The organism is Bacillus sp. FSL K6-3200 (assembly GCF_038630485.1).
Lineage (GTDB): Bacteria > Bacillota > Bacilli > Bacillales > Bacillaceae > Bacillus > Bacillus safensis.
Genome location: NZ_CP152032.1, coordinates 3444673 through 3466933, shown reverse-complemented (window position 1 = coordinate 3466933; position 22261 = coordinate 3444673). Strand labels below are relative to the sequence as shown.

Annotated in this window: 21 protein-coding genes; 16 read left to right on the top strand and 5 right to left on the bottom strand. The window is 41.4% G+C overall.

The window, feature by feature from the left end; translation table 11 throughout:
• Positions 1-49 precede the first annotated feature (49 nt).
• Positions 50-421: an iron chaperone gene (locus MHI60_RS17810; protein WP_144485293.1), complete on the bottom strand. Its 372-nt coding sequence runs from the start codon at positions 419-421 to the stop codon at positions 50-52.
• 572 nt (positions 422-993) lie between these two features.
• On the opposite strand from MHI60_RS17810, the gene MHI60_RS17805 reads away from it, so the two are divergent.
• Positions 994-2106 (top strand): tetratricopeptide repeat protein, encoded by a 1113-nt coding sequence (locus MHI60_RS17805; RefSeq protein ID WP_144470606.1) that lies wholly within the window; start codon positions 994-996, stop codon positions 2104-2106.
• Positions 2107-2562: 456 nt separating this feature from the next.
• Positions 2563-2784: a hypothetical protein gene (locus MHI60_RS17800; protein ID WP_058015686.1), complete on the top strand. Its 222-nt coding sequence runs from the start codon at positions 2563-2565 to the stop codon at positions 2782-2784.
• A gap of 40 nt (positions 2785-2824) precedes the next feature.
• Here the strand turns inward: MHI60_RS17800 and MHI60_RS17795 are convergent, their stop codons facing one another.
• Complete coding sequence (locus MHI60_RS17795; protein WP_144485295.1) at positions 2825-3520, bottom strand: YoaK family protein; 696 nt, start codon at positions 3518-3520, stop codon at positions 2825-2827.
• A gap of 67 nt (positions 3521-3587) precedes the next feature.
• On the bottom strand, positions 3588-5420 hold the full coding sequence (locus MHI60_RS17790) for a DNA ligase D (protein WP_144485297.1): 1833 nt from the start codon (positions 5418-5420) through the stop codon (positions 3588-3590).
• 115 nt (positions 5421-5535) lie between these two features.
• Here MHI60_RS17790 and MHI60_RS17785 point away from each other — a divergent pair, with 115 nt between their 5' ends.
• Positions 5536-6384 (top strand): Ku protein, encoded by an 849-nt coding sequence (locus MHI60_RS17785; RefSeq protein ID WP_048240214.1) that lies wholly within the window; start codon positions 5536-5538, stop codon positions 6382-6384.
• A 22-nt stretch (positions 6385-6406) separates the two neighbouring features.
• Here the strand turns inward: MHI60_RS17785 and MHI60_RS17780 are convergent, their stop codons facing one another.
• Entirely contained in the window at positions 6407-6850 is a 444-nt protein-coding gene (locus tag MHI60_RS17780; protein WP_144485299.1) for a DUF2188 domain-containing protein, read from the bottom strand.
• 160 nt (positions 6851-7010) lie between these two features.
• Here MHI60_RS17780 and MHI60_RS17775 point away from each other — a divergent pair, with 160 nt between their 5' ends.
• From MHI60_RS17775 to MHI60_RS17745, 7 genes are all read left to right on the top strand, one after another.
• Entirely contained in the window at positions 7011-7484 is a 474-nt protein-coding gene (locus MHI60_RS17775) for a VOC family protein (RefSeq protein WP_144485301.1), read from the top strand.
• A 48-nt stretch (positions 7485-7532) separates the two neighbouring features.
• Positions 7533-7946 carry an Rrf2 family transcriptional regulator gene (locus tag MHI60_RS17770; RefSeq protein ID WP_144485303.1) on the top strand — a complete coding sequence of 138 codons (414 nt, stop codon included), beginning with the start codon at positions 7533-7535 and terminating at the stop codon, positions 7944-7946.
• Positions 7947-8046: 100 nt separating this feature from the next.
• The gene (locus MHI60_RS17765) at positions 8047-8898 is read left to right on the top strand and encodes an SDR family oxidoreductase (protein WP_144485305.1); all 852 of its coding nucleotides are present in this window, start codon (positions 8047-8049) and stop codon (positions 8896-8898) included.
• A 191-nt stretch (positions 8899-9089) separates the two neighbouring features.
• Positions 9090-9812 (top strand): (Fe-S)-binding protein, encoded by a 723-nt coding sequence (locus MHI60_RS17760; RefSeq protein ID WP_144485307.1) that lies wholly within the window; start codon positions 9090-9092, stop codon positions 9810-9812.
• A gap of 15 nt (positions 9813-9827) precedes the next feature.
• Positions 9828-11249 (top strand): LutB/LldF family L-lactate oxidation iron-sulfur protein, encoded by a 1422-nt coding sequence (locus MHI60_RS17755; RefSeq protein WP_144485309.1) that lies wholly within the window; start codon positions 9828-9830, stop codon positions 11247-11249.
• Entirely contained in the window at positions 11249-11971 is a 723-nt protein-coding gene (locus MHI60_RS17750; RefSeq protein ID WP_144485311.1) for a lactate utilization protein C, read from the top strand. Before MHI60_RS17755 ends, MHI60_RS17750 begins: the two co-directional genes overlap by 1 nt.
• A 345-nt stretch (positions 11972-12316) precedes the next feature.
• Entirely contained in the window at positions 12317-13225 is a 909-nt protein-coding gene (locus MHI60_RS17745) for a DMT family transporter (RefSeq protein WP_144485313.1), read from the top strand.
• Between the two features lie 12 nt (positions 13226-13237).
• Here the strand turns inward: MHI60_RS17745 and MHI60_RS17740 are convergent, their stop codons facing one another.
• Positions 13238-13429, bottom strand: a complete 192-nt coding sequence (locus MHI60_RS17740; RefSeq protein WP_095408601.1) for a hypothetical protein — start codon at positions 13427-13429, stop codon at positions 13238-13240.
• Between the two features lie 110 nt (positions 13430-13539).
• Between MHI60_RS17740 and MHI60_RS17735 the strand changes: the two genes are divergently transcribed.
• The 6 genes from MHI60_RS17735 (at position 13540) to MHI60_RS17710 (ending at position 22221) form a co-directional block, all read left to right on the top strand.
• Positions 13540-15756, top strand: a complete 2217-nt coding sequence (locus MHI60_RS17735; protein WP_144485315.1) for an RNA ligase — start codon at positions 13540-13542, stop codon at positions 15754-15756.
• A 64-nt stretch (positions 15757-15820) separates the two neighbouring features.
• Positions 15821-16531 carry a DUF421 domain-containing protein gene (locus MHI60_RS17730; protein ID WP_144485316.1) on the top strand — a complete coding sequence of 237 codons (711 nt, stop codon included), beginning with the start codon at positions 15821-15823 and terminating at the stop codon, positions 16529-16531.
• Between the two features lie 228 nt (positions 16532-16759).
• Positions 16760-17341 carry a TetR/AcrR family transcriptional regulator gene (locus MHI60_RS17725; RefSeq protein ID WP_095408604.1) on the top strand — a complete coding sequence of 194 codons (582 nt, stop codon included), beginning with the start codon at positions 16760-16762 and terminating at the stop codon, positions 17339-17341.
• Positions 17342-17359: 18 nt separating this feature from the next.
• Positions 17360-20503 carry a cytochrome P450 gene (locus MHI60_RS17720; RefSeq protein WP_144485318.1) on the top strand — a complete coding sequence of 1048 codons (3144 nt, stop codon included), beginning with the start codon at positions 17360-17362 and terminating at the stop codon, positions 20501-20503.
• Between the two features lie 194 nt (positions 20504-20697).
• Positions 20698-21606, top strand: a complete 909-nt coding sequence (locus MHI60_RS17715; protein ID WP_039178896.1) for a trypsin-like serine protease — start codon at positions 20698-20700, stop codon at positions 21604-21606.
• A gap of 234 nt (positions 21607-21840) precedes the next feature.
• Positions 21841-22221: a NucA/NucB deoxyribonuclease domain-containing protein gene (locus tag MHI60_RS17710; RefSeq protein WP_223250982.1), complete on the top strand. Its 381-nt coding sequence runs from the start codon at positions 21841-21843 to the stop codon at positions 22219-22221.
• Positions 22222-22261: the final 40 nt, after the last annotated feature.

The following is a 22261-nucleotide window of genomic DNA, read 5'->3' as shown; positions in this document are numbered from 1 at the left end:
TGTTGCAGCAAAATACCCCGATCTGTTAACGCTGAGATCGGGGTACTGTTTATTTTCGCCAAAACGTTGAATAATCCGCTTTGTCTTCGATATTAAATTCGATGATTTTTTTCAGGAGAGGATAATCAACTGGCAAGCTTTCTTTCATGCGAAACATATTTTTTCCATGATCGTACCCAGCTTGTACAATGTCAGCTGAAAATTGATCAATGCCTTTTGCTTCTGGTGCGACAGAAATGTGATGTTTTGCCACGCTAAACCCAATAATAAATGTGCCGTGATCTGTGAACATGGGCTGATTCCAAGCAATTCTTGGCTCTAATTGAGGGAATGTGTCTTCTATCCATTGTAGGATGTCTTGAGTGCGCTGCTTCAGCTCGGGGTTACCGATTTTGCTGACATATTCTTCAAAAACGTGCATGATATTTTATCCTCCCAATCCATCTACCTCATAAGCCTCAGACGGGATTCGAACCCGCACTCCTTTCGTAAGCATAGGCTAGGGGCAACACGCTTCCCTACGGAATTTCACCGACAGGAATTTCACCTGTCTCAGCTCGTGTGCTTTTCGGTGCTTCTGAAACCCTTGCCTTGCGACCCGCCAGCTACAATTTGTTTTACGGCGCTCTTCCCTTCTAGAGCTACTGAGGCGCGAAGTTATTGATTATATTATATAAAGAAATATAGGAAATGAAAAGCTGTGCTGATGATCTTTAGACAAATCGCACGGTATGAACCATCATAAGATTAGAAAGCCCTAACATTAGGCTTTTTTCATTTCATCTCGAGATGTTTATTTTTTTAAAAAAAGCGGAATTTTTTCGCAAATATCATTGACTAGGAGAAAGAAACGCACTTTCAATGGAAACGGTTATTGAAGATTCAAGTGATTCATATTAAAATGATGTCAAATGGACTAATTAGCAATTGCTAATAGAAGTTCCATATTTAGTGAAATCATGTGTTGCAGCTGAAGGTGATTGGGGGTGTAGAATGAGCAAAGTTCCTGTTGCGGAATTGGCATCACTATTAAATGACTGGAACATGGAAATCAAAAAAGATCATGCAGATGAGGCGGAACGGTTATTTGCCAAAGCGAAACAAGCGGTAGAGGAAATTGACGATGCGGATATCCTCATATACTATTCTCTTCTTGAGAAGAGGCATCACATTCTTATGTACAATTTAAGAGGGCAAAAAGGCAATGTTTCAACGAAAAGTATAGAGAGTCATTATGGAAAAAAAGAAGATGACCTGTCTAACCGTCTTGCCTATTATTTCGATTTTTATGAGGGTGTGTATGAGCAGCATCAAGGTAATTATGAGGTTGCATTGCAAATGTATCAAAGTGCTGAAAAGCTCTTAGATAAAATTCCAAGTGAGATAGAACGTGCTGATTTCGATTTTAAAGTGGCATGGCTTTATTACCGGCTCAGTCATATCATGCTCTCATTAAGCTATATCCGCAGAGCGCTGCACGTTTATAAGCGGCATAAGCAGTATGAAAGAAGAACGGCCCTTTCATACTCTCTCATCGCAGCGAATCTAACAGAGATCGGCAGGTATGAAGAGGCGCTTGAGAATTATCGTCTGGCAGAAGAGGTTTTGACAAGCGAGCAGGATGATTTTATGCTGGCTCAGCACCACCACAATGTGGCCATTTTATATTCATTTTGGAACAAGCCGAAGGAATCGATACGCCATCTTGAAAAAGCACTGTCCCATCAAGAGTATTATGATTCAGATTTCTTTTTCCATTCTACGTATCTGATCAGCCGGGAACTCTGTGTGATTGGTGAAAAGCAGCGTGCAAGCCAATATATAGAGGCTGCATATGCCAGAATAAAAGATGCTTCTCATGAAGTGTTTCAGCTAAAAATAGGCATCGTACATGATCTTTACTTAACGCATGCACCACAAAGATTTCAGCAAATTGATGAGAAATTAAGAAAGTTAGAAGAGAAGAATGAATATCATGAAGTAAAAGAGCTATCACAATTTGCAGCAAAATATTGTGAAAAGCAAGCACTTTATGAGCAGTCTGTTTTTTACTTGAACAAAAGTTTAGAAGCGGATTTACATATGAAAAGAATGGGGTTGATTTAAGATGAAAACAGGATTAAAAGTATTATTCGTTGTTGGTTTAGCGGTTGCTGCGACTGTTTTGACGCAAAACGTTGCGGGTTCATTCGAAGTTGCAGAAAAAATCATTGGTGGTTAATACCATTTATCTCTCGCCCTTGTTGATGATCGTCAGCAAGGGTTTTTTGTGTTTTAATAGGCTCTTCTTATTAAACGCTGCAAGAACGTTTAATAAGAAGAATTCGCAACAAAGGGGGTGTGCAAATTTATTACCTGCTCCATTATTCTAAATAAACATAGGGCAGAGCAACAAGTTAAAAAGGTCACTTTTCTTTGCTTAATTTAATTTTTTGCAGGACTTTTCATTCAAATTTTATCAAATTGGTCTAATGTACATAGAAGGAAGAGAAAAAGCAGGAGCACCGCCCCATTTGTCATGCATATGATGAGTTAAGGTCTGATTCGAAGGCAGGTGATTGTATGTATCCACGTGTTTATGGAGGTTTTCATGGAGGCGGTTTTAGCGGAGGAGCAGTGGGCCCTCATATTGGCTTTGGCGGGTATTATGTGAGCCCTGGAGTGTTCTCTGGTTTAGGCGGTTACCCCGGATATGGGGGATTTGGGACGTTTTCAGGATATTCTCCATATGGCTCCACGTTCATCATGGGGCGTCCTCCTGGTTTTTATGTAAGAAGTTATTAGTGTTTCACCACAGTGATTGAAATAGCCATTTAGAGATTGGCTATTTCAATTGGTGAAAGTGCTTAAATGTAGCCGTGATCACAATGACCCCTAGAATGCAGATAGGCAGCCAAATGATGATAAACGGATCGTAACGATCTGTATATGCTGCTAAAGCCGCTCCTAGGCAGTAGAAGACAATAGAGCCTATTCGCATCAAGCTGACAAGCTGGATAGGGGCCTTTCTTTTTTCCTGGTATGATATACGCTGGGCTGCATCTTCAAATAGGTTCGCAAGTGTACTCGTAAGAACGGTTGTGGAAATGCCAGCAACATTCAATTTACGAGCGGCCGCCGTTTGCATGCCCATAGCCATACTTAAAAGGATGATCAGCATAAAATAAGCACCTTGTGTATAAGGGAAAATGGTCATGAGAGCAAATAGAAGCAAAATCATTACCTCTATGATAAAAATGCGTGTAACGGCTTTTGGCCAAAACGTTTTTTCATGCTTTCCACCTATTACAACTGCAAGTAAAACCCCTAAAACGAATCCACTTAGCGCAGTGATGGAATGAAGGGCTGTTAGCTGCAAGGAGCTTCCTGCTGCAATGCCAAGCAGCACAATATTACCTGTCATATTGGCTGTAAACACATGTCCTAGGCTTAAATAGCCAATCACATCCACAATTCCTGCGGAAAGACATAAGAAAATCAAAGCTGTATTTCGAAATGAATGTGCGGTCAAGATAGTCATCCCTTTCTTCCTCTCTAATGAATAAGTGTAACGCTTCATGACCGCGGATGTCCATCTAATGAGATGGTCACCTGTCTGCAAGCCGATGTAAAACTTGTCTAAAAGCATCATCATTCACAAGATGTCTCATGCGGCGGAACGGATCGCCTTTTTCCTTTAAACGCTCTATGACAGCTGGCATCGTAAATAGAGAAGGATGAAGCTCCCCATGTTGGAGTTCGTCCCATTCAAGCGGTGTCGCAACAAGTCCAAGCTTATTTCCTCTTGGAGAATATGGAGCGATAATTGTTTTTCCAGCATCGTGCTGAATGTAGTCTAGATACAAGCGATTGCCGCGTTTTTTCTTAAGACGTTCCAGAGTAAAAAGATCCGGTGCTTGTTCACATAAAAATTGGCATATAAACGCGGTGAATCGTCTTGTTTCTTCATATGTGAAGGCGTTTTTCTTTAATGGGATATAGACTTGAAGCCCTTTTCCTCCGCTTGTTTTAATAAAGGCTGTGAGAAAAAGCCCGTCTAAAATCGCTTTGATTCGTTTAGCAGCTTCTATGGCTAGATGAAATTCATTTACAGATGGCGGGTCCAGATCAAAGACGATTTCTGTCGGCCGATTCGTATCTCTTGTTTCAAAAGGGATATGAAATTCCATTGCCAGCTGGTTGCCAAGCCAAAGAAGCGTACGAGGATCATTACAGACCGTATAAGAAATATCATCAACTTCATCTGTTAAAACAAAATCCGGCGCATAATCAGGTGTCGATTTTTGATAAAAGAATTCGTCTCCAGTTCCATGAGGATACCGAATTAAAGTAAGACGCCTTTCGTGTAAAAAGGGCAAAAGATAGGGAGCCACTTGTCTCAAATAAAGTAAATAATCTGCCTTGTTTAGTTGAAGAGCCGGGACAATCGGTTTCTCAGGGTGAGTGACGTCTATAACAGCAGGGAGTGGATACAGCTGTTTGAGCATTTGCTGAAATGTACATGCTGCTGGATCAGCATCTAGTAAAAAGGAAGAAAAACGCGGCTCTCTTAACGCCGATCCATCAAAGGATATACAAGCAATGCTGGCAACGATAGAAGGAGGGATTTCGTATAATGATCCTCCTGTTAACTGGCCTTTTGTCTGAAATAGCGTACGCAGCGTTTGTTCTTCTTCTTTAGAAAATCCATGCTTGAATTGGACAACCTCGATGAGAGCCGAATCTTGATAAATGGAACCTTGGAAATAGCCATTATCTTTGTCAAAACGGGTCACAATGACAGAGACATACAGCCAGTTTTTCATTTTCAGCCATTCTTTTGAACGAATATTATCATGCCATTTACTCGTCTTTTTTTTCGCTACTAGTCCTTCTGCTAAATACGTCGTCATCACGTTTTTCATGTATTCAGAGTCTGGGTCTGTATGAATGACCTGCAAAAGGGAAGGATGCTCCAGCTGAACTGATGAGGAGAGCTTTGCTTCTTGGAATACTTGCTGCAGCTGATTTTTTCTTTCCATCAACTGTGAATCAACAAGAGGTTTCCCTTTACAGCTTAATAGATCAAACGCAATGAAATGACATGGAAATCGTTCAGCCTGTCTTTTGATGGCTTCTTTGTTTTTCAGCCTGCCTCTTTGCTGAACCTTTGCAAACTCGCTTTGCTGTTCACTCAGTAAAAAGACCAATTCTCCGTCAAGCGTCAGCGGTAAAAAGGGAGCAAATTCGTCTCTTAATTGTTCGCACTGCTCTATCACTTCAGGAAATTGCTCATTTAGCCGTTTTCCGGTCCTGCTTTCTAAACGAATCTCGTCTTCTTCCCATACAAGAATAGCCCGAAAGCCATCATATTTTAATTCATACACCCAGTCTACACCAGCAGGAATATCATGTGCAGGTGTTAATCGCATAGGTTTCATTGTGCATGTCACTTCCTTATATCATGTGTTCTTAGAGTGGGATGAAATTTTCAATCACATACATAAGTCTGATGAAAACATTACATAGTAAGGAGAAAAGAACGGAGGAAGCACAATGCATACAGTATGGAAAGGCGGCATTAGTTTCGGATTGGTCAATATTCCAGTCAAGCTGTTTACCGCTACAGAGAACAAAGACATTAAATTAAGGCAGCTGCATAAAGAGTGTCACACGCCCATTAACTACAAGAAAGTATGTGCCAATTGCGGTGAAGAGGTAGCGCCAGAACAAATTGTGAAGGCGTATGAATATGCGAAAAATAAATTTATTGAATTGGACGATGAAGAGCTAGAAAAACTGCGAAAAGAAAATGAAGAAAAAGCCGTTGAAATCATTGATTTTGTGAAGATTGAAGAAATTGATCCCATCTATTACGAAAGAAGTTACTTTTTATCACCGGATACCGGCGGAGCAAAGGCTTATTCATTATTAAGAAAAGCTCTAGAGGAATCGGGGAAAATTGGTGTGGCAAAAATTATGATCCGCTCAAAGGAACAATTAGCGATCGTTAGGTGCTATGAACATATTTTGCTGATGGAAACCATTCATTTCCCTGACGAAATTAGACAAGTATCAGATGTACCGAATATTCCCCAAGAGGAGAACATTGTCAAAAAAGAGTTAGATACAGCCCTCCTTTTAATCGAGCAGCTGACCACGACATTCGATCCAGCAGCATATCAGGATGAATACAGAGAACAGCTGATGAATTTAATCGGCGATAAAATATCCGGAGAGCATACTGTTCAACCAGAAACGACAGGCAAAAAAGATCCTGCATCCAATGTGACTGATTTAATGGCCGCACTACAGGCTTCGATCGACCGATCAAAACCAGCCAAAGCGAAAAAAGCAGCGCCTAAGAAAAGAAAAACACCAGCCAAAAAAGAAAAGAATGCATAAAAAAGACCGCTGACGAGCGGTCTTATTGCGGCTTTAACACATCCTGAATCGTCCCATCTTTTCGGTGAATGACAACGGATGTTCCTTTATTAGCTGAAATCTCCTTTGCCCGCTTAATTGCTTCTTGTTTTGTTTCTTTGACCTCACTTGCTCGTTTCGCTTTCTCAGTTTGAACCGCCCAGCCTTCCTCGTGCTTTATTACATGCTGCGCATGATCCATGAGTTCTGGTCTTGCGGAGCTGCTGCCCTCAGAAGGTTTGACAGAACCATGAGATGAGAAATTCTCTACCTCTTTCTCCGCTGCGTTCTTTTTCCACTCTTTCGCTTGACTGATTGCAATGGGAATGGCTCTATTTTCCTCATAGCCTTCCTGAATCATTTTATTGGCAATCTCAAGCGCTTTTTTTCGAATGACGTTGTCTAATGATTGAAATGAAGCTGGATAATCGTTCATCGTCCAAGGCATAAGAAACGCTCCTTTCTTTTATTTGAACACCTTCCCCCATCTGTAATGGATCAAACATACAAGTTCTCTCAAACCAATGTTGGAGATAAAATACATCGTTTTGCTGAGGCAGAATATCATCAACTCCTGCAGAATAGAAGGTAGAAAAGGAGTGATTTTGATGATGATAAAAGGACTGTATGAAGCACATTTACCTGTGAGTGACTTAAAGACATCTATTGCGTTTTATGAAAAATTGGGATTGACACTTGCTCATGAGAATGAAAGAGTAGCCTTTTTATGGATTCAGAAAGGAAAGAGCTGGCTTGGCATATGGAAGGCAGATATGTCCACTATTCCATATCACGTAGCAACTCGACATGTCGCCTTCCAAATTAAAACATCCAGTATCGAACAGATCAAGAGTTGGCTGATTGAAAGAGACATCAGCATTCACCCAATGTTTGGTTTTTCAGAAGAGGAACAGCCTTTAGTTCTCGATAATCCGCCGCAATTTCATGCAGCGATCTATTTTCTTGACCCAGATGAGAATCTGCTTGAATGCATGGCCCCGCTTGAACTTGATACAGCAGAAAACTACGATATCATGGCATATGAGGACTGGGACCGAAAGAAAAATCCGTTTATTGATTGACAAAACCACTCATTGTAACTATATTGATTACAACGGTGGTGAAAGATTGTGAAACAAATTAGTAGCAGGTATCCGATTGCTGTTCATATTGTGTCATTTATTGCAGGTGTTCCAAAAGAGTGTACAGGTGATTTTATTGCAGAGAGCGTGAATTCAAATCCAGCCATTGTTCGAAAAATGATGGCAATGCTCAAACGGTCGGGTCTCATTGAAATTCGCCGCGGAGTAGGCGGTGCTTATTTAAAAAGACCGGCTGAAGACATCACGCTGTTAGATGTGTACCGTGCTGTCGATGTAAGCGAGGATGAAGAATTATTTAACTTTCATCAGCCCGTCATCGCATGCCCGATTGGTCAAGTGATGGATACGAGACTGCGGCATGAACTAAAAGAAGCACAAGCTGCACTTGAGAATCACCTCAAGCAAGTGACAATTCAGCAATTATTAACAGAGGCGGAATAAAAAAGCTCGTACATTAGAGCTTTTTTTACACCTTTGTTGTAACCATTTCGATTATAACGAATGCACATCACCGTTGAACGAAAAATGAGGAGGTCAACAAATGAAATTATTAGTAACAGGCGCAACAGGACAACTTGGATCGCTCGTCGTTAAGCATTTGCTTACAAAAGTACCGGCTGAACAAATTGCAGTCAGTGTTCGAAATCCGCAAAAAGCAGCACATTTGAAGGATGATGGGGTGGATGTACGCCATGGAGACTTTACTCAGCCAGACACCTTGACATCAGCATTTGAGGGCATTGACCGTCTGTTGATCATTTCAACAGCGGATGGAGACCGCGTGCAGCAGCATAAAGCAGCAATCGAAGCGGCAAAAGCAGCAAATGTGTCGTTTATTGCTTATACAAGTGTTGTCAATGCAAGAGAGAGTCAGCTTGTCCTTGCAAATGACCATGCCAAAACAGAAGAAGCCATTTTGGCCTCTGGCATTCCTCATGTATTTTTAAGAAACAACTGGTATGTTGAAAATGAAAAAGATACGATTCTGGCGTCAGTCAGCGGCGCACCATTTTTAAGCCCTATCGGCGAAGGAAAGGTTGGCTGGGCGACAAGAAATGACTACGCAGAAGCGGCAGCAAATGCGTTAACACTTCCGGTTCTTGATCAGGAGATATATGAACTGTCAGGACCGCTTCGGACGCACACTGAACTTGCACAAATTGTTAGTAAGGTGAGCGGAAAAGAAATCAAAGTAGAAAAAATAGATGTGGACACATTTGGAGAATTTTTAGCTTCAAATGGTGTACCGAAAGAAGCAGTGCCATTTGTCAAAGCCATTCAAAGCGGCATTCGCGATGGTGCTTTAGCCGTCGAAAGCCAAGATTTCGAAACATTACTAGGCCGTCCGTTAGCACCTATTGAAGAAAAAATTCGTGAATTGATTTCAAAATAAACATCAAAAACGCCCTATGAAAAGGGCGTTTTTTTTCATTTAGTCACACGGGCCATAAGTACAAATTTTAGACAAATCACTTCGTTGAAATTTCAGAAATTTGGGATTAAAATGAAATTAAGGCCTGTTATTTAGTCATCAGATGACCAGAATGATGAATCAAAATGCAGCAATAGAAGGGAAGTTCGCCGATGAAAGTCCATTTATTCGTTACTTGTTTAATTGACACGATGCAGCCAAATGTAGGAAAGGCGACAGTGGAAGTATTGGAAAGACTCGGTGTTGAAGTGGAATTTCCAGAAACACAAGTGTGCTGCGGGCAGCCAGCCTTTAACAGCGGCTATACAAAAGAGACAATCAAAGCAGCGAAAAACATGATCAAAGCCTTTGAATCAGCTGAATATGTTGTGACACCATCAGGTTCGTGTAAGGCGATGTTTTTAGAATATCCTCATCTTTTAAAAGAAGAACGAGTGTGGTCGACCAAGGCTGAGGCACTTGCCGCAAAAACATATGAATTAACAGAGTTTATTGTTGATATATTACACGTGACAGATGTAGGGGCGAGCCTGAAAGGAAACGCAACCTATCACACCTCTTGTCATATGACGAGACTGCTGCGCATTAAGGACGCGCCTTTTATACTGTTGTCAAATGTCAAAGATTTGACGATGAAACCATTGCCTCGCGCAGAAAATTGCTGCGGGTTTGGAGGAACCTTTTCAGTGAAAATGACCCCTATTTCTGAGCAGATGGTCGATGAAAAAGTACAAAGCATAGAGGAGACAGGCGCTGAATATATCATCGGTGCTGACTGCGGATGTCTGCTGAACATTGGCGGGAGACTGAACCGTCTTGATAAACCCATCCAGGTCATGCACATCGCAGAAGTATTAAACAGCCGCGGACTTTAAGAGGAGGAACGGCACATGAGTATGAAAATTGGAGAAAAGGCCTTTAAAGAACGGATCGGGGAAGGTTTAGAAGACGCTGTCATGAGAGGTGCTGTCTCCTCAGCACAGGAACGTCTGTATAAAAGGCGGCTGACTGCAAGCGAGGAGCTTGGCAATTGGGAAAAGTGGCGTGAGCTTGGCGAGGAAATCCGGCAGCATACGCTGACGCATCTTGATGACTACTTATATCAATTAAGTGAAAGTGTAAGTGCACGCGGAGGCCATGTCTTTTTTGCGAAAACAAAGGAAGAGGCATCAGCATATATTCAAGGCGTGGCACAGAAAAAAGCAGCCAAAAAAGTCGTCAAATCAAAATCAATGGTCACAGAAGAAATTGAAATGAATCAAGCGCTTGAAGAGATCGGCTGTGAGCTGGTCGAAAGCGATCTTGGCGAATATATTCTGCAAGTGGATGACCATGAACCGCCTTCACATATTGTGGCACCTGCCCTTCATATGACGAAAGAACAAATACGGGAAGTATTTCATGAGAAGCTAGGGTATGAGATGTCAGAAACACCTGAAGAAATGACGAATTTTGTGAGAGCCATCTTGCGTGAAAAATTCCTCGAAGCTGATATTGGTGTGACCGGCTGTAATTTTGCAGTGGCCAACACAGGGTCGATCTGCCTTGTGACAAATGAAGGGAATGCGGATCTTGTCACGGCTATACCGAAGACGCATATTGCCGTTATGGGAATGGAACGGCTTGTTCCAACGATGGAGGAACTGGATGTCCTTGTGGGTCTTTTGTGCAGAAGCGCAGTCGGTCAAAAATTAACTAGTTATATTTCTGTTGTGGGACCAAAAGGAAAAGGAGAAGTGGATGGACCAGAAGAATTTCACTTGGTCATTGTGGACAATGGGCGGTCAAATATATTAGGAACGGACTTTCAGCCTGTTCTCCAATGTATCCGGTGCGCAGCCTGCATCAATGTATGCCCGGTTTACCGGCATGTTGGCGGACATTCGTACGGTTCGATTTATCCGGGGCCAATCGGTGCTGTTCTTTCACCGCTTCTTGGCGGCTATGATGACTACAAGGAGCTCCCCTTTGCATCAAGTCTGTGCGCAGCCTGCACGGATGCTTGTCCAGTGAAAATTCCACTTCATGAGTTATTGATTAAACATAGACAGGTGATCGTAGAAAAAGAGGGCAGAGCGCCTAAAGCTGAAATGATGGCGATGAAAATGTTTGGCATGGGGGCATCGTCTCCCGGGATGTATCAATTTGGAACAAAAGCAGCCCCTGCGCTCTTGAATCGTATGGCTTCAAACGGACAAATTTCAAAAGGAATAGGCCCTTTAAAGAATTGGACAGATATTCGTGACCTGCCAGTTCCAAGTAAAGAAAGATTCAGGGATTGGTTTAAAAAGAGACAAAAGGAGGAGAAGTGATGAAGGGGACCATTTTTCACCGAGAGTCGTTTTTATCTCATATCCAGCATCAATTAGGTAAAAGCTCCTCCCCATCTGCATCAATTCAGCGTCCGAAATGGAGGAATCAAGTCCAGTGGGAAACAAACGGATGTTTGTCTAAAGATGAATTGGTCGAGCAATTGAAAAAGCAATGTCAGCAAATTCACACAAGAGTGGTCGAAACAACACCAGAGGAAGCGCCCACTGTATTACGATTATTGATGACAGAATATGGTGAGGGTTCTGTAGTAACATCGCATGATCATCGTTTTGAACAATATGGATTCCGCCCTATGTTTGACAGCTTGCAACAAGACGGAATGTCCGTCACCTGCTGGAATACAGACGCATCAAGAGAAGAAAACTTAAGGCAGGCAGAACAAGCGAAATATGCTGTTGTGTTCAGTGATTATACCCTTGCAGAATCAGGTACAGTTGTTCTTTCATCCCACCAAGGTCAAGGAAGAGCGCTGCATTTTTTACCGACGATGTATATCGTGTGTATAGAGAAAAGCTCGATTGTTCCGCGAATGATTCAGGCTGTTTCGGCTCTCAATCGCTCAGTAGAAGAGGGGGAGCAGGCGAAAAGTGCCATCCATTTCATATCAGGTCCAAGTAATTCTGCCGATATTGAAATGAATTTAGTAGTAGGGGTTCATGGTCCAGTTCAGGCCGTTTATCTGTTAATAGATGATGAATGAAGGCTTTCGTGATGAAAGCCTTTCAGCGTGTAGACAAACCCTCGCATTCTTTGTCAGCCCTGCGCGCCTGTGCTCACGAATGTTCAATTCGCTCCGCGCCAATGCTCGTCCTTCCTAGACTTCAAAGGTTTTCTATCACGCTGAAAAGAAGACAAAGGGCTAAAATAAAAATCATTTTAGCCCTTTGTCAACAATCTGGAAGGCTTTCGTGATGAAAGCTTTTTTTCATCCAAAAAGCTCACGCCAGTTTTAAAAAATCATCTTGCCACTAGGTGAATGGACATAGTAAGATGACGACATACAAGATGAACTGCTCATCTACTGCTGATGTAAAGGAAGCTGCTAATGGAAATGAAGACAACTGCTCAAACGAAATCAATTGCACTGCCGCTTGTGATTTCAATTATTGCCATTTCGTTTTCTGCAATCATTGTGAAATGGTCAAATGCACCTGCTGCTATTTTAAGTATGTATCGAATGATCTTTGCGGCGGTTTTCATGCTGCCGTTTATCCTGCCTAGAAAAAAAGAATTTCTCTCGATAAAACGCAGAGACTGGTTTTTCTTATGTATGTCAGGCTTCTTTTTAGGACTCCATTTTGTGTTGTGGTTTGGCTCACTGAAGCTGACGACAGTGGCAAGCTCTACCATTATTATCGCCCTTCAGCCAATGGTCTCCTTATTAGGCGGATTCCTCATTTTCCGTGAACGAACGACGATGTCTGCTCTATTGACGATGTGTGCAGCAATTGTTGGTGCCCTCATGATAGGCTGGGGAGATATTGGTCATAGCAAGGAAGCCATCTTAGGAGATATTTTATCCTTTTTAAGTGTGATCGCTGTTGTTTGTTATTTGTTAATAGGTCAACAAGCTGTAAGAAAAATATCTCATTGGATTTATAGTTTTTGTGTATTTGGTTTTGCCGGTCTTTTTTTAATGTTATTCAATCTGCTTCAACAAACTCCTTTTATAGGCTATCCGGGTAAAGAATGGGGAATTTTTTTATTGCTCGCCATCATTCCTACGATGTCTCATGTCATTAATAATTGGCTATTAACCTATGTTAATGCGACAACCATTTCAATGAGTATTCTTGGCGAACCTGTTGGGGCAACGATACTTGCTGTATGGCTGCTTGGAGAGAAAGTCACACTGCTTCAAATGCTTGGCGGTCTGCTTGTTCTTTTAGGCGTCTTCTTCTTTTTGATGCAGCAGCGTCAAGGAATCGTGATGAAAACAAAAAAATCCGGTTAACTCCCGGATTTTTTACTCTTTTAAATCGTTTTTTTCAATCACTTTGTTTAATCTTGCTTCGATTTTTTTCAATTCCATTCGTTTTCTTCTGATCATGCGAAACGCGATGACAATGATGGTCACAATAAAGGCAATGAATAGAAGAGAGAACACTTGAAATAGAAGATCTCCCATGTTGAATGCCATATTCTCCCCATTAGACATACGTAAAACCTCCTTTTCTATCTATATATTACCATATTCAATAAAAGATTGAGATTTATCCATAATTTATCTATAATAGGTAAAATATCACTCATTAAAGGAGAACCAATATGAGAACTTTAGTCCTTTTAAGAGGTCTCCCAGGCGTAGGTAAATCAACATGGATTAAAGAACAAGGCTTAGAGCCTTACACTTTATCAGCGGATCAAATCCGGCTGTTGACGCAGCCGCCGCAGCTATCAGTCAATGGGAAACTAGAAATTTCAAGCAAGCATGACCACAAAGTTTGGTCTTTATTATTCGATCTACTCACAGCCCGTATGGAGCGCGGAGACTTTACTGTGATTGATGCGACACATATTTCAAGTAAATCGATTTCTCAATATAAGTCTTTAGCGACATCTTATCGTTACAGGGTGTATGTCGTCGATTTCACGCAGGTACCCCTTGAAACAGCTCTTTTGCAAAATCGCTCACGTGAATCTCACAAAGTGGTGCGTGAATCTGTTTTGTATCAAATGAACGAGCGGTTAAAAACAGAAAAGGTCCCATCATGGGTGACTGTTTTGCAGCCGGAGGAATATCCGCAAGTGATGACCTATCAGCCTCGATCCTTTGATCAATATGAGGCCATTCATGTTTTCGGAGATGTTCACGGGTGTTACACCGCACTTACCACCTATTTGCAAGGAGACATCAAAGAAAACGAACTTTATATTTTTGCAGGTGACTTGCTTGATAGAGGCATAGAAAACAAAGAAGTATTAGAATGGATGCTTGCCCATAGAGAATGCCGGAATGTCATCGTCATTGAAGGCAATCATGATCAGCATTTATACCGGTTTGCACATGGTGAAAAAGTTAGAAGCAATATGTTTAACAGGTATACTGCGCTTGAAATCGAAGCAGCAAACTTTGATTTGAAGGAAGTACGACAGTTTGTCAGAACCTTTCATCAGCTGACTTATTTTACGTACCATGATCAGACATTTCTTGTTACCCATGGCGGACTTGCTCATTTGCCGAAAGAGCTTCTTCATGTCTCAACACAGCAGCTCATTCACGGCGTAGGAGAATATTCAGATGACATTGATCACTTATTTGTTCAAAATACAGCTGGGCTGGATATCATCCAAATTCACGGGCATCGCAATTTATACAGACTGCCTATTCACGCAGCGGAAAGATCTTTTAACCTAGAAGGTCAGGTTGAATTTGGGGGGCAGCTGCGGGTGTTGAAAATCACAGTTGACGGGATTGAGACTCATGAAATTGACAATCCAGTCTACAGAGCCTCTGAGAAAAAACAATCGGCTGCTGTTCTGCCAGATATTTCACTGGATGATTTTTTAGCTCATTTAGATCAGCATGAATACGTACAGGAATTAAAGCTTCCACACCATATTTCGTCTTTTAATTTTACGAAAAAGGCTTTTAGTGAACGTCAGTGGGATGATGTGAATGTGAAGGCAAGAGGTTTGTTTGTCAATATGGTTTCAAAGCAGATTGTGTCTAGAAGCTACAATAAATTTTTTAACATTGATGAGCGTCCGGAGACAAGAATGCAGCATTTAGTGAACCATCTACAATTCCCTGTCACCGTATATGATAAAGCAAATGGATACTTAGGAACTGTTGGGTATAATGAAATGGAAGATGAATTGGTGTTTACGTCCAAATCGTATACATCACATGTGAAACAAAATCAGCATGCTACCTGGGTCGAAGAGCTATTTTATAAGACCTTCAGTGACGTGCAGGCTGATTACATCAAATCATACGTTCGTGACCACCATGTATCTCTTGTGTTTGAAGTCATTTTGCCAGAAAAAGATCCGCATATTATCACCTATGAACAAGATCAACTCATTCTACTTGATATTGTGAAGCGGCAATTAAGCTATGAAAAAGCACCATTCGCTGAAGTGAAAAGATTAAGTGAACAGCTTGGAATATCCTGCAAGCAGGAAGTGGCTGTTTTCCATGATTGGACGTCTTTTTATAAATGGTATCAAGCAGTCTCTCATGATGACACAATTAAAGAAGAGGGGTATGTTATTGAGGATGATCGCGGCTTTATGACCAAACTCAAGCTCCCTTATTATCAATTTTGGAAGCAGATGCGCGGGATAAAGCAGCGCGTTGCAGAGAAGCGTTCCTCGCAAAAATATATGAATGCTTTACAGACAGCGGAGCAAGCTAGATTTTATACATGGCTTCTTGAGCAAGAAGCAGATCATGTGAGGAATAGCACAATTATTGAACTGCGATCACAATTTGAACAAAGCGGTACTGCCCAAATGAATAATGATGAAATAAATGCATAGTCTAACAAAGAGTCTTTTCTAAGGAAAAGGCTTTTTTTGATGCAATTGAAAGGTGGACACTTATATGCCTGACCATATTGAAGTCATTCTTCGGACGATGTTTGCTTTTGCGATTTTATTTGGAGGAGCACGTCTTTTAGGGAAACAAACCATTGCGCAAATGAATATTTTTGATTTTATAGCAGCCATTAGCTTAGGTTCAATTGCAGCGAACCTGGCGTTTAATACAACGCTCCCGCTTCAGCACACAACGATTTCCTTTGTGTCACTTGTCTTGATTATTTATGTGATTTCCTTGCTTGCATTAAGAAGCCGGAAGATGAGAGGGTTCATGGCTGGTAAACCAACACTTGTCATACAAAATGGAAAAATTCTTGAAGAAAATATGAAAGGGATGAGATATACCCTTGATTATTTAAATCAGCAGCTGAGAGAAAAAGACATCTTCAATATTAGCGAAGTTGAATTTGCGATGATTGAAACAGATGGGCATATGTCAGTGAAAAAATATCCTTCGTTTGAAAATGTCACGCGGAAGGATCTTGATTTGTTCATGAATGAAGAGCGTTACATGCCGATTGAAGTCATCATGGACGGGAAACTCATCCAAAAGAACATACATGAAAATCAATTAACAGAGCAATGGATAGAAGAAGAGCTTAAAAAAAGGCAGCTTTCCTTAAAGGACATTGTTTATGCTGTTCGTTCAAGTAATGGAAACTTATATATTGATACATATGACGATCATATTCAGTCTCCAATCGATCAAGAATGAATGTGTAGTGCCGATGACACCCACATGACACAAATTTGCCAATCTTTATAAGTCCTTTGGATGTCATGTGACTAGGTATCATTTCTTAATTATTATTATTTTCAGAAAATGTGATGACGTAATAAAATAAGTATGTTTAAGTATAAATAGATGAAATTAAAATATTAATATAATATACCGCAAACGGAATGAACGTTCATTCCTACATTTTTATAAGGAGGGGATGAAGTGCCAGCAGTGACTGATAAACAAGAACAGATTATGAAGGCTTCACTAGACTTATTTATTGAACGGGGCTTTGATGGCACAACGATGCCGATGATTTCAAAAAGAGCAAACGTCGGAGCAGGAACCATTTATCGTTATTTCGACAGCAAAGAGGCACTCGTCAATATTTTGTATCAACGTAGTCTATCTACTTTTATCGAAAAAATGAACACAAACAGTCCAGATCCAAAAGCAAGTATCAGGGATTACTTTAAGCATGTATTTTATTGTTTGGTTTTGTTTACAAAGGAGAATCCAACCGGGCTATATTTTTTAGAAATTGATAATCGGTCCCATTACTTAGACGAGACAAGCAAAGAGAAAATGCAGCATTTGTTAAATGAGCTATTCCTTATCTTTGAAGAAGGGAAAAAGGATGGGATTCACCCGAATCTTTCAGGTAGAACCATTTTATCGATTGTATTTGGTGCCTTTGTGCAACTGCATAAACAGATCCTTGCAGAGGAAATAGAGCCAACAATTGAATTTATAGAGGAAATTGAGCAATGCTTATGGCGCGCCATTAGCGTTGCATCTAAATGAAATAAAGGGAGTGGGAATATGCAACAAACATCAATCATTCCAAAACCAAAAACATACGGACCGCTAAAAAACATCCCTCTGTTGAAAAAGGGAGAGCTATCTCAAACTTTTTGGCGGCTGGCAGATGAATTAGGAGCGATTTATCAATTTGAATTTTCAGATATAACCGGTGTTTTTGTTTCCAGTCATGAGCTTGTCCAAGAAGTATGTGATGAGAGCCGATTCGATAAATTCATCGGGATTAGTCTTGATAAAGCAAGAGCATTTGCAGGAGATGGCCTATTTACAAGCTGGACAGAAGAACCAAACTGGAGAAAAGCTCATCAAATTTTGATGCCGGCGTTTAGTCAGCAGGCGATGAAGGGCTATCACGAGATGATGCTCGATATTGCAACGCAGCTTGTGCAAAAATGGCAAAGAACAGGCCGCGATGAAGAAATTGAAGTAGCAGAGGATATGACAAAACTCACTTTAGATACAATTGGTCTTTGCGGTTTTGATTTTCGGTTTAACAGCTTTTATAAAGAGAATCAGCATCCATTTATCGAAAGCATGCTGAAAGGCTTAAATGAAGCGATGGACCAATCGAAAAGATGGCCGATTGCAGATAAACTCATGATCAAAAGAAGAAAAGAATTTGAGCAAAATGTCGATTTTATGAAGCAATTAGTAGATGATATTATTCAGGAACGGAAAAAACAAGATAAAACGGGCGATGATTTGCTGTCCCTTATGCTGCATGCGACGGACCCTGAAACAGGTGAGCGTTTGTCAGATGAAAATATCCGTTATCAGATCATTACCTTCTTAATCGCGGGGCATGAAACGACAAGTGGTCTGCTATCATTTGCGATTTATTTCTTATTAAAGAATCCAGAGAAACTAAAGAAAGCCGTCCAAGAAGCAGATGAGGTGCTACAGGACGGTCTGCCTACATTTAAGCAGGTGCAACAGCTAAGCTACACCCGTATGGTGTTACATGAGGCACTTCGACTTTGGCCGACTGCGCCTTCTTTCTCAGTTTACGCTAAAGAGGACACAGTAATCGGGGGGAAATATCCGATTCAAAAGAATCAAAGTGTCTCTGTTCTGCTCCCTAAATTACACCGTGATCCAGCGGTATGGGGAGAGGATGCTGAAGAATTTAAACCAGAGCGGTTTACGCATCCTGAGAACATCCCGCAGCACGCCTACAAACCCTTTGGGAATGGACAGCGTGCATGTATCGGTATGCAGTTCGCCCTGCATGAAGCTACGATGGTTCTCGCGATGGTTCTGCACAATTTAGAGTTAATTGATCACACATCATATGAGCTTGATTTAAAAGAATCTCTCACAATTAAACCTAACGATTTTAAAATCAAAGTGCGGCCAAGGAAGCAGCAATTCTTTATGGCACCGCCGAAAGAAGAACCGAAGAAAAGCACCAAATCTCATGAGTCAAAAGTGGCGAGTCACGGTACACCGCTGCTAGTTTTATACGGATCAAATCTTGGTACGGCGAAGCAAATAGCGAACGAATTGGCTGAAGACGGGAAAGCAAAAGGGTTCGATGTGACCACTGCGCCGCTTGATGACTTTACACGCCAATTGCCAGATACAGGCGCTGTCTTCATCGTGACCGCTTCATACAACGGACATCCACCTGACAATGCGAAGCAATTCGTGGATTGGTTGACGCGGGATGAGGCGCAGGATTTATCAAACGTGACATTTGCGGTCTTTGGATGCGGGGATCGAAATTGGGCGAGTACGTACCAGCGGATCCCCCGTCTGATTGATGAAGCTCTGGAAAGAAAAGGAGCCAAGAGAGTAGTTGATTTAGGAGAAGGTGATGCAGGCGGTGATATGGATGAGGATAAAGAAATCTTCCAGAAAACAGTCTTCGAACAGCTTGCAGAAGAATTTAAGCTCACCTTCCAAGAAAAAGGTAAGGAAAAACCAAACCTATCAGTTGCTTATACTAATGAGCTAGTGGAGCGTCCTGTAGCTAAAATATATGAAGCCTTTTCAGCTGTTGTATTGAAAAATGAAGAATTACAATCAGAAAAAAGCACGAGGCAGACAAGACATATTGAACTGAAATTGCCTGCTGGAAAAGCATACAAAGAAGGGGATCATATTGGGATTGTACCGAAAAATAGTGATGCACTCGTTCAGCGTGTGACCCGCCGCTTTAAACTAGATCCAGAGCAGCACATAAAGCTTTCATCTGAGAAAGAGGCAAGTCATTTACCATTAGATCATCCGATTCCAATCAAAGAATTACTTGCCTCGCATGTTGAGCTTCAAGAGCCTGCGACACGTACACAGCTAAGAGAGCTTGCAGCACATACTGTATGTCCGCCTCACCGCGTGGAACTTGAACAAATGGCTGGTGAAGCATATCAAGAAGCCATTTTAAAGAAACGAGTAACCATGCTGGATTTATTAGATCAATATGAAGCTTGTGAGCTGCCGTTTGTGCACTTTTTGGCACTTTTACCAGGTTTGAAGCCGCGTTATTATTCGATCTCTAGCTCGCCAAAGGTAGATGAAGAAAAAGTCAGTATCACAGTGGCTGTTGTAAAAGGTAAAGCATGGAGCGGCAGCGGAGAATATGCCGGAGTCGCATCAACCTACTTATGTGGTCTGAAAGAAGGAGAAGAAGTAGCCTGCTTCCTGCATGAAGCGCAAGACGGATTCCAGCTGCCTCCTTCATCAGACATACCGATGATCATGATCGGACCAGGTACAGGAATCGCTCCATTTAGAGGATTTGTTCAGGCAAGAGAAGTGTGGCAGAAGGAAGGGAAGCAGCTAGGCGAAGCACACCTATATTTTGGCTGCCGTCATCCTCAGGAAGATGATCTGTATTTTGATGAAATGCAGCTTGCAGCGCAAAAAGGAGTTGTCCATATCCATCGTGCTTATTCTCGTTACGATGAGCAAAAAATATATGTCCAGCATTTGTTGAAAGAAGACGGCGGCATGCTGATCGAATTGCTTGATCAAGGTGCTTATCTGTATGTGTGCGGAGACGGAAAAGTAATGGCCCCAGATGTAGAGGCTACACTGATCAATCTCTATCAAAACGAGAAACAATGCTCGAAGGAAACAGCTGAAAATTGGCTGACAGCCCTCACAAATGACAATAGATATGTAAAAGATGTGTGGAGTTGACAAAGAGGAAAGACCGCCTAATAGGCGGTTTTTTTCTGTTCTCATAGAAAAAGATCGATAGAATGAAGGTTGGGAAGATACAAAACACCTAATTTGAAAATGAAATATTTTGTAAAAAATAAGAATATTCTCTCATTTACTCCAATATGAAACAATCGTATGATTTTTGATATAGGACATAAAGGAGGAATATGATGAAAAAGGTGAAAATGTTACTCCCATCTCTTCTCGTTTTTGGTGCTTTAAGTGTGCCTAGTTTTGCCCATGCCGCATCGGATTCAGTACTAACGTCTGATTATGACATGGTGACTTCTGATGGAAAAGTGATCTCTTCAAGTGATTTCCACAATGATACGAAAGCCCCCTCATCCTTTGACAAAGTGGATGATCTTTCTTCTACTGTTGGCGAAAAAGTAAAACCACTATCAAAATATTTAAAAGATTTTCAAACGAAAGTCGTCATTGGAGACGATGGTAGAACCAAAGTAGCAAATACAAGAGTGGCACCATACAATTCGATTGCTTATATTACATTTGGCGGCTCCAGCTGTACGGGGACACTCATTGCTCCTAACAAAATTTTGACAAACGGACACTGCGTATACAATACAGCATCGAGAAGCTATAGTGAAAAAGGAACTGTATATCCTGGTATGAATGATAGTACTGCGGTGAACGGTTCAGCAAAAATGACTGAGTTCTATGTGCCAAGCGGGTATATTAATACTGGTGCAAGCCAATATGACTTTGCCGTGATCAAAACCGATACGAACATTGGCAATACGGTTGGCTACCGATCCATCCGCCAGGTGACAAACTTGACTGGGACAACCATTAAAATCTCTGGATATCCTGGTGATAAAATGAGATCGACTGGTAAGGTGTCACAATGGGAGATGTCAGGTCCTGTGACGAGAGAAGATACGAATCTAGCATATTATACGATTGATACATTCAGCGGAAATTCAGGTTCTGCCATGCTAGATCAGAACCAGCAAATCGTTGGAGTTCATAACGCTGGGTATTCAAACGGAACGATGAATGGCGGTCCGAAAGCGACAGCTGCCTTTGTCGAGTTTATAAACTATGCGAAAGCGCAATAAAAAATAAAGCTTGTTTCCTTTATAGGGGACAAGCTTTTTTGTATGGATCGATTTAATAGGAGTCTTATTTCTAACCATCATTTTTTTTTCATGTCTTCCGCGAACCACTCATACATTAAAATGACACATTTCCTTTCAGTCAAAGATGATGCTTAAGATGGATGAGGAGGTCACGCGCTTTTGAAGATGAAAAGAGGCTGGATTGCTGCTGTCGCCTTATGTTTTGTGATATGGATGGGCACGTTGTTAGGTGGATTTGGAGAGAAGCAGGCAGCAAAAGGTGCTGATCGATATGATCATGTCGTTCAATTTCCAAAGGAACGATACCCTGAAACAGGCAGTCATATTCAAGATGCCATTCGAAAAGGGCATTCAGATGTTTGTACCATTGACCGAAATGGAGCAGATGCCCGCAGGCAAGAATCATTAAAAGGAATTCCGACAAAACCTGGCTTTGACCGGGATGAATGGCCGATGGCGGTTTGTCTTGAGGGAGGAAAAGGCGCAAGCGTTCAATATGTCAGTCCATCTGATAATAGGGGAGCAGGCTCATGGGTCGGCCATCAAATCAGCGGGTTTCCTGATGGAAAAAGAATATTATTCATTGTGAAATAAATCTGGAAAGAGTCTCCTTAGAGTGGGAGGCTCTTTTGTT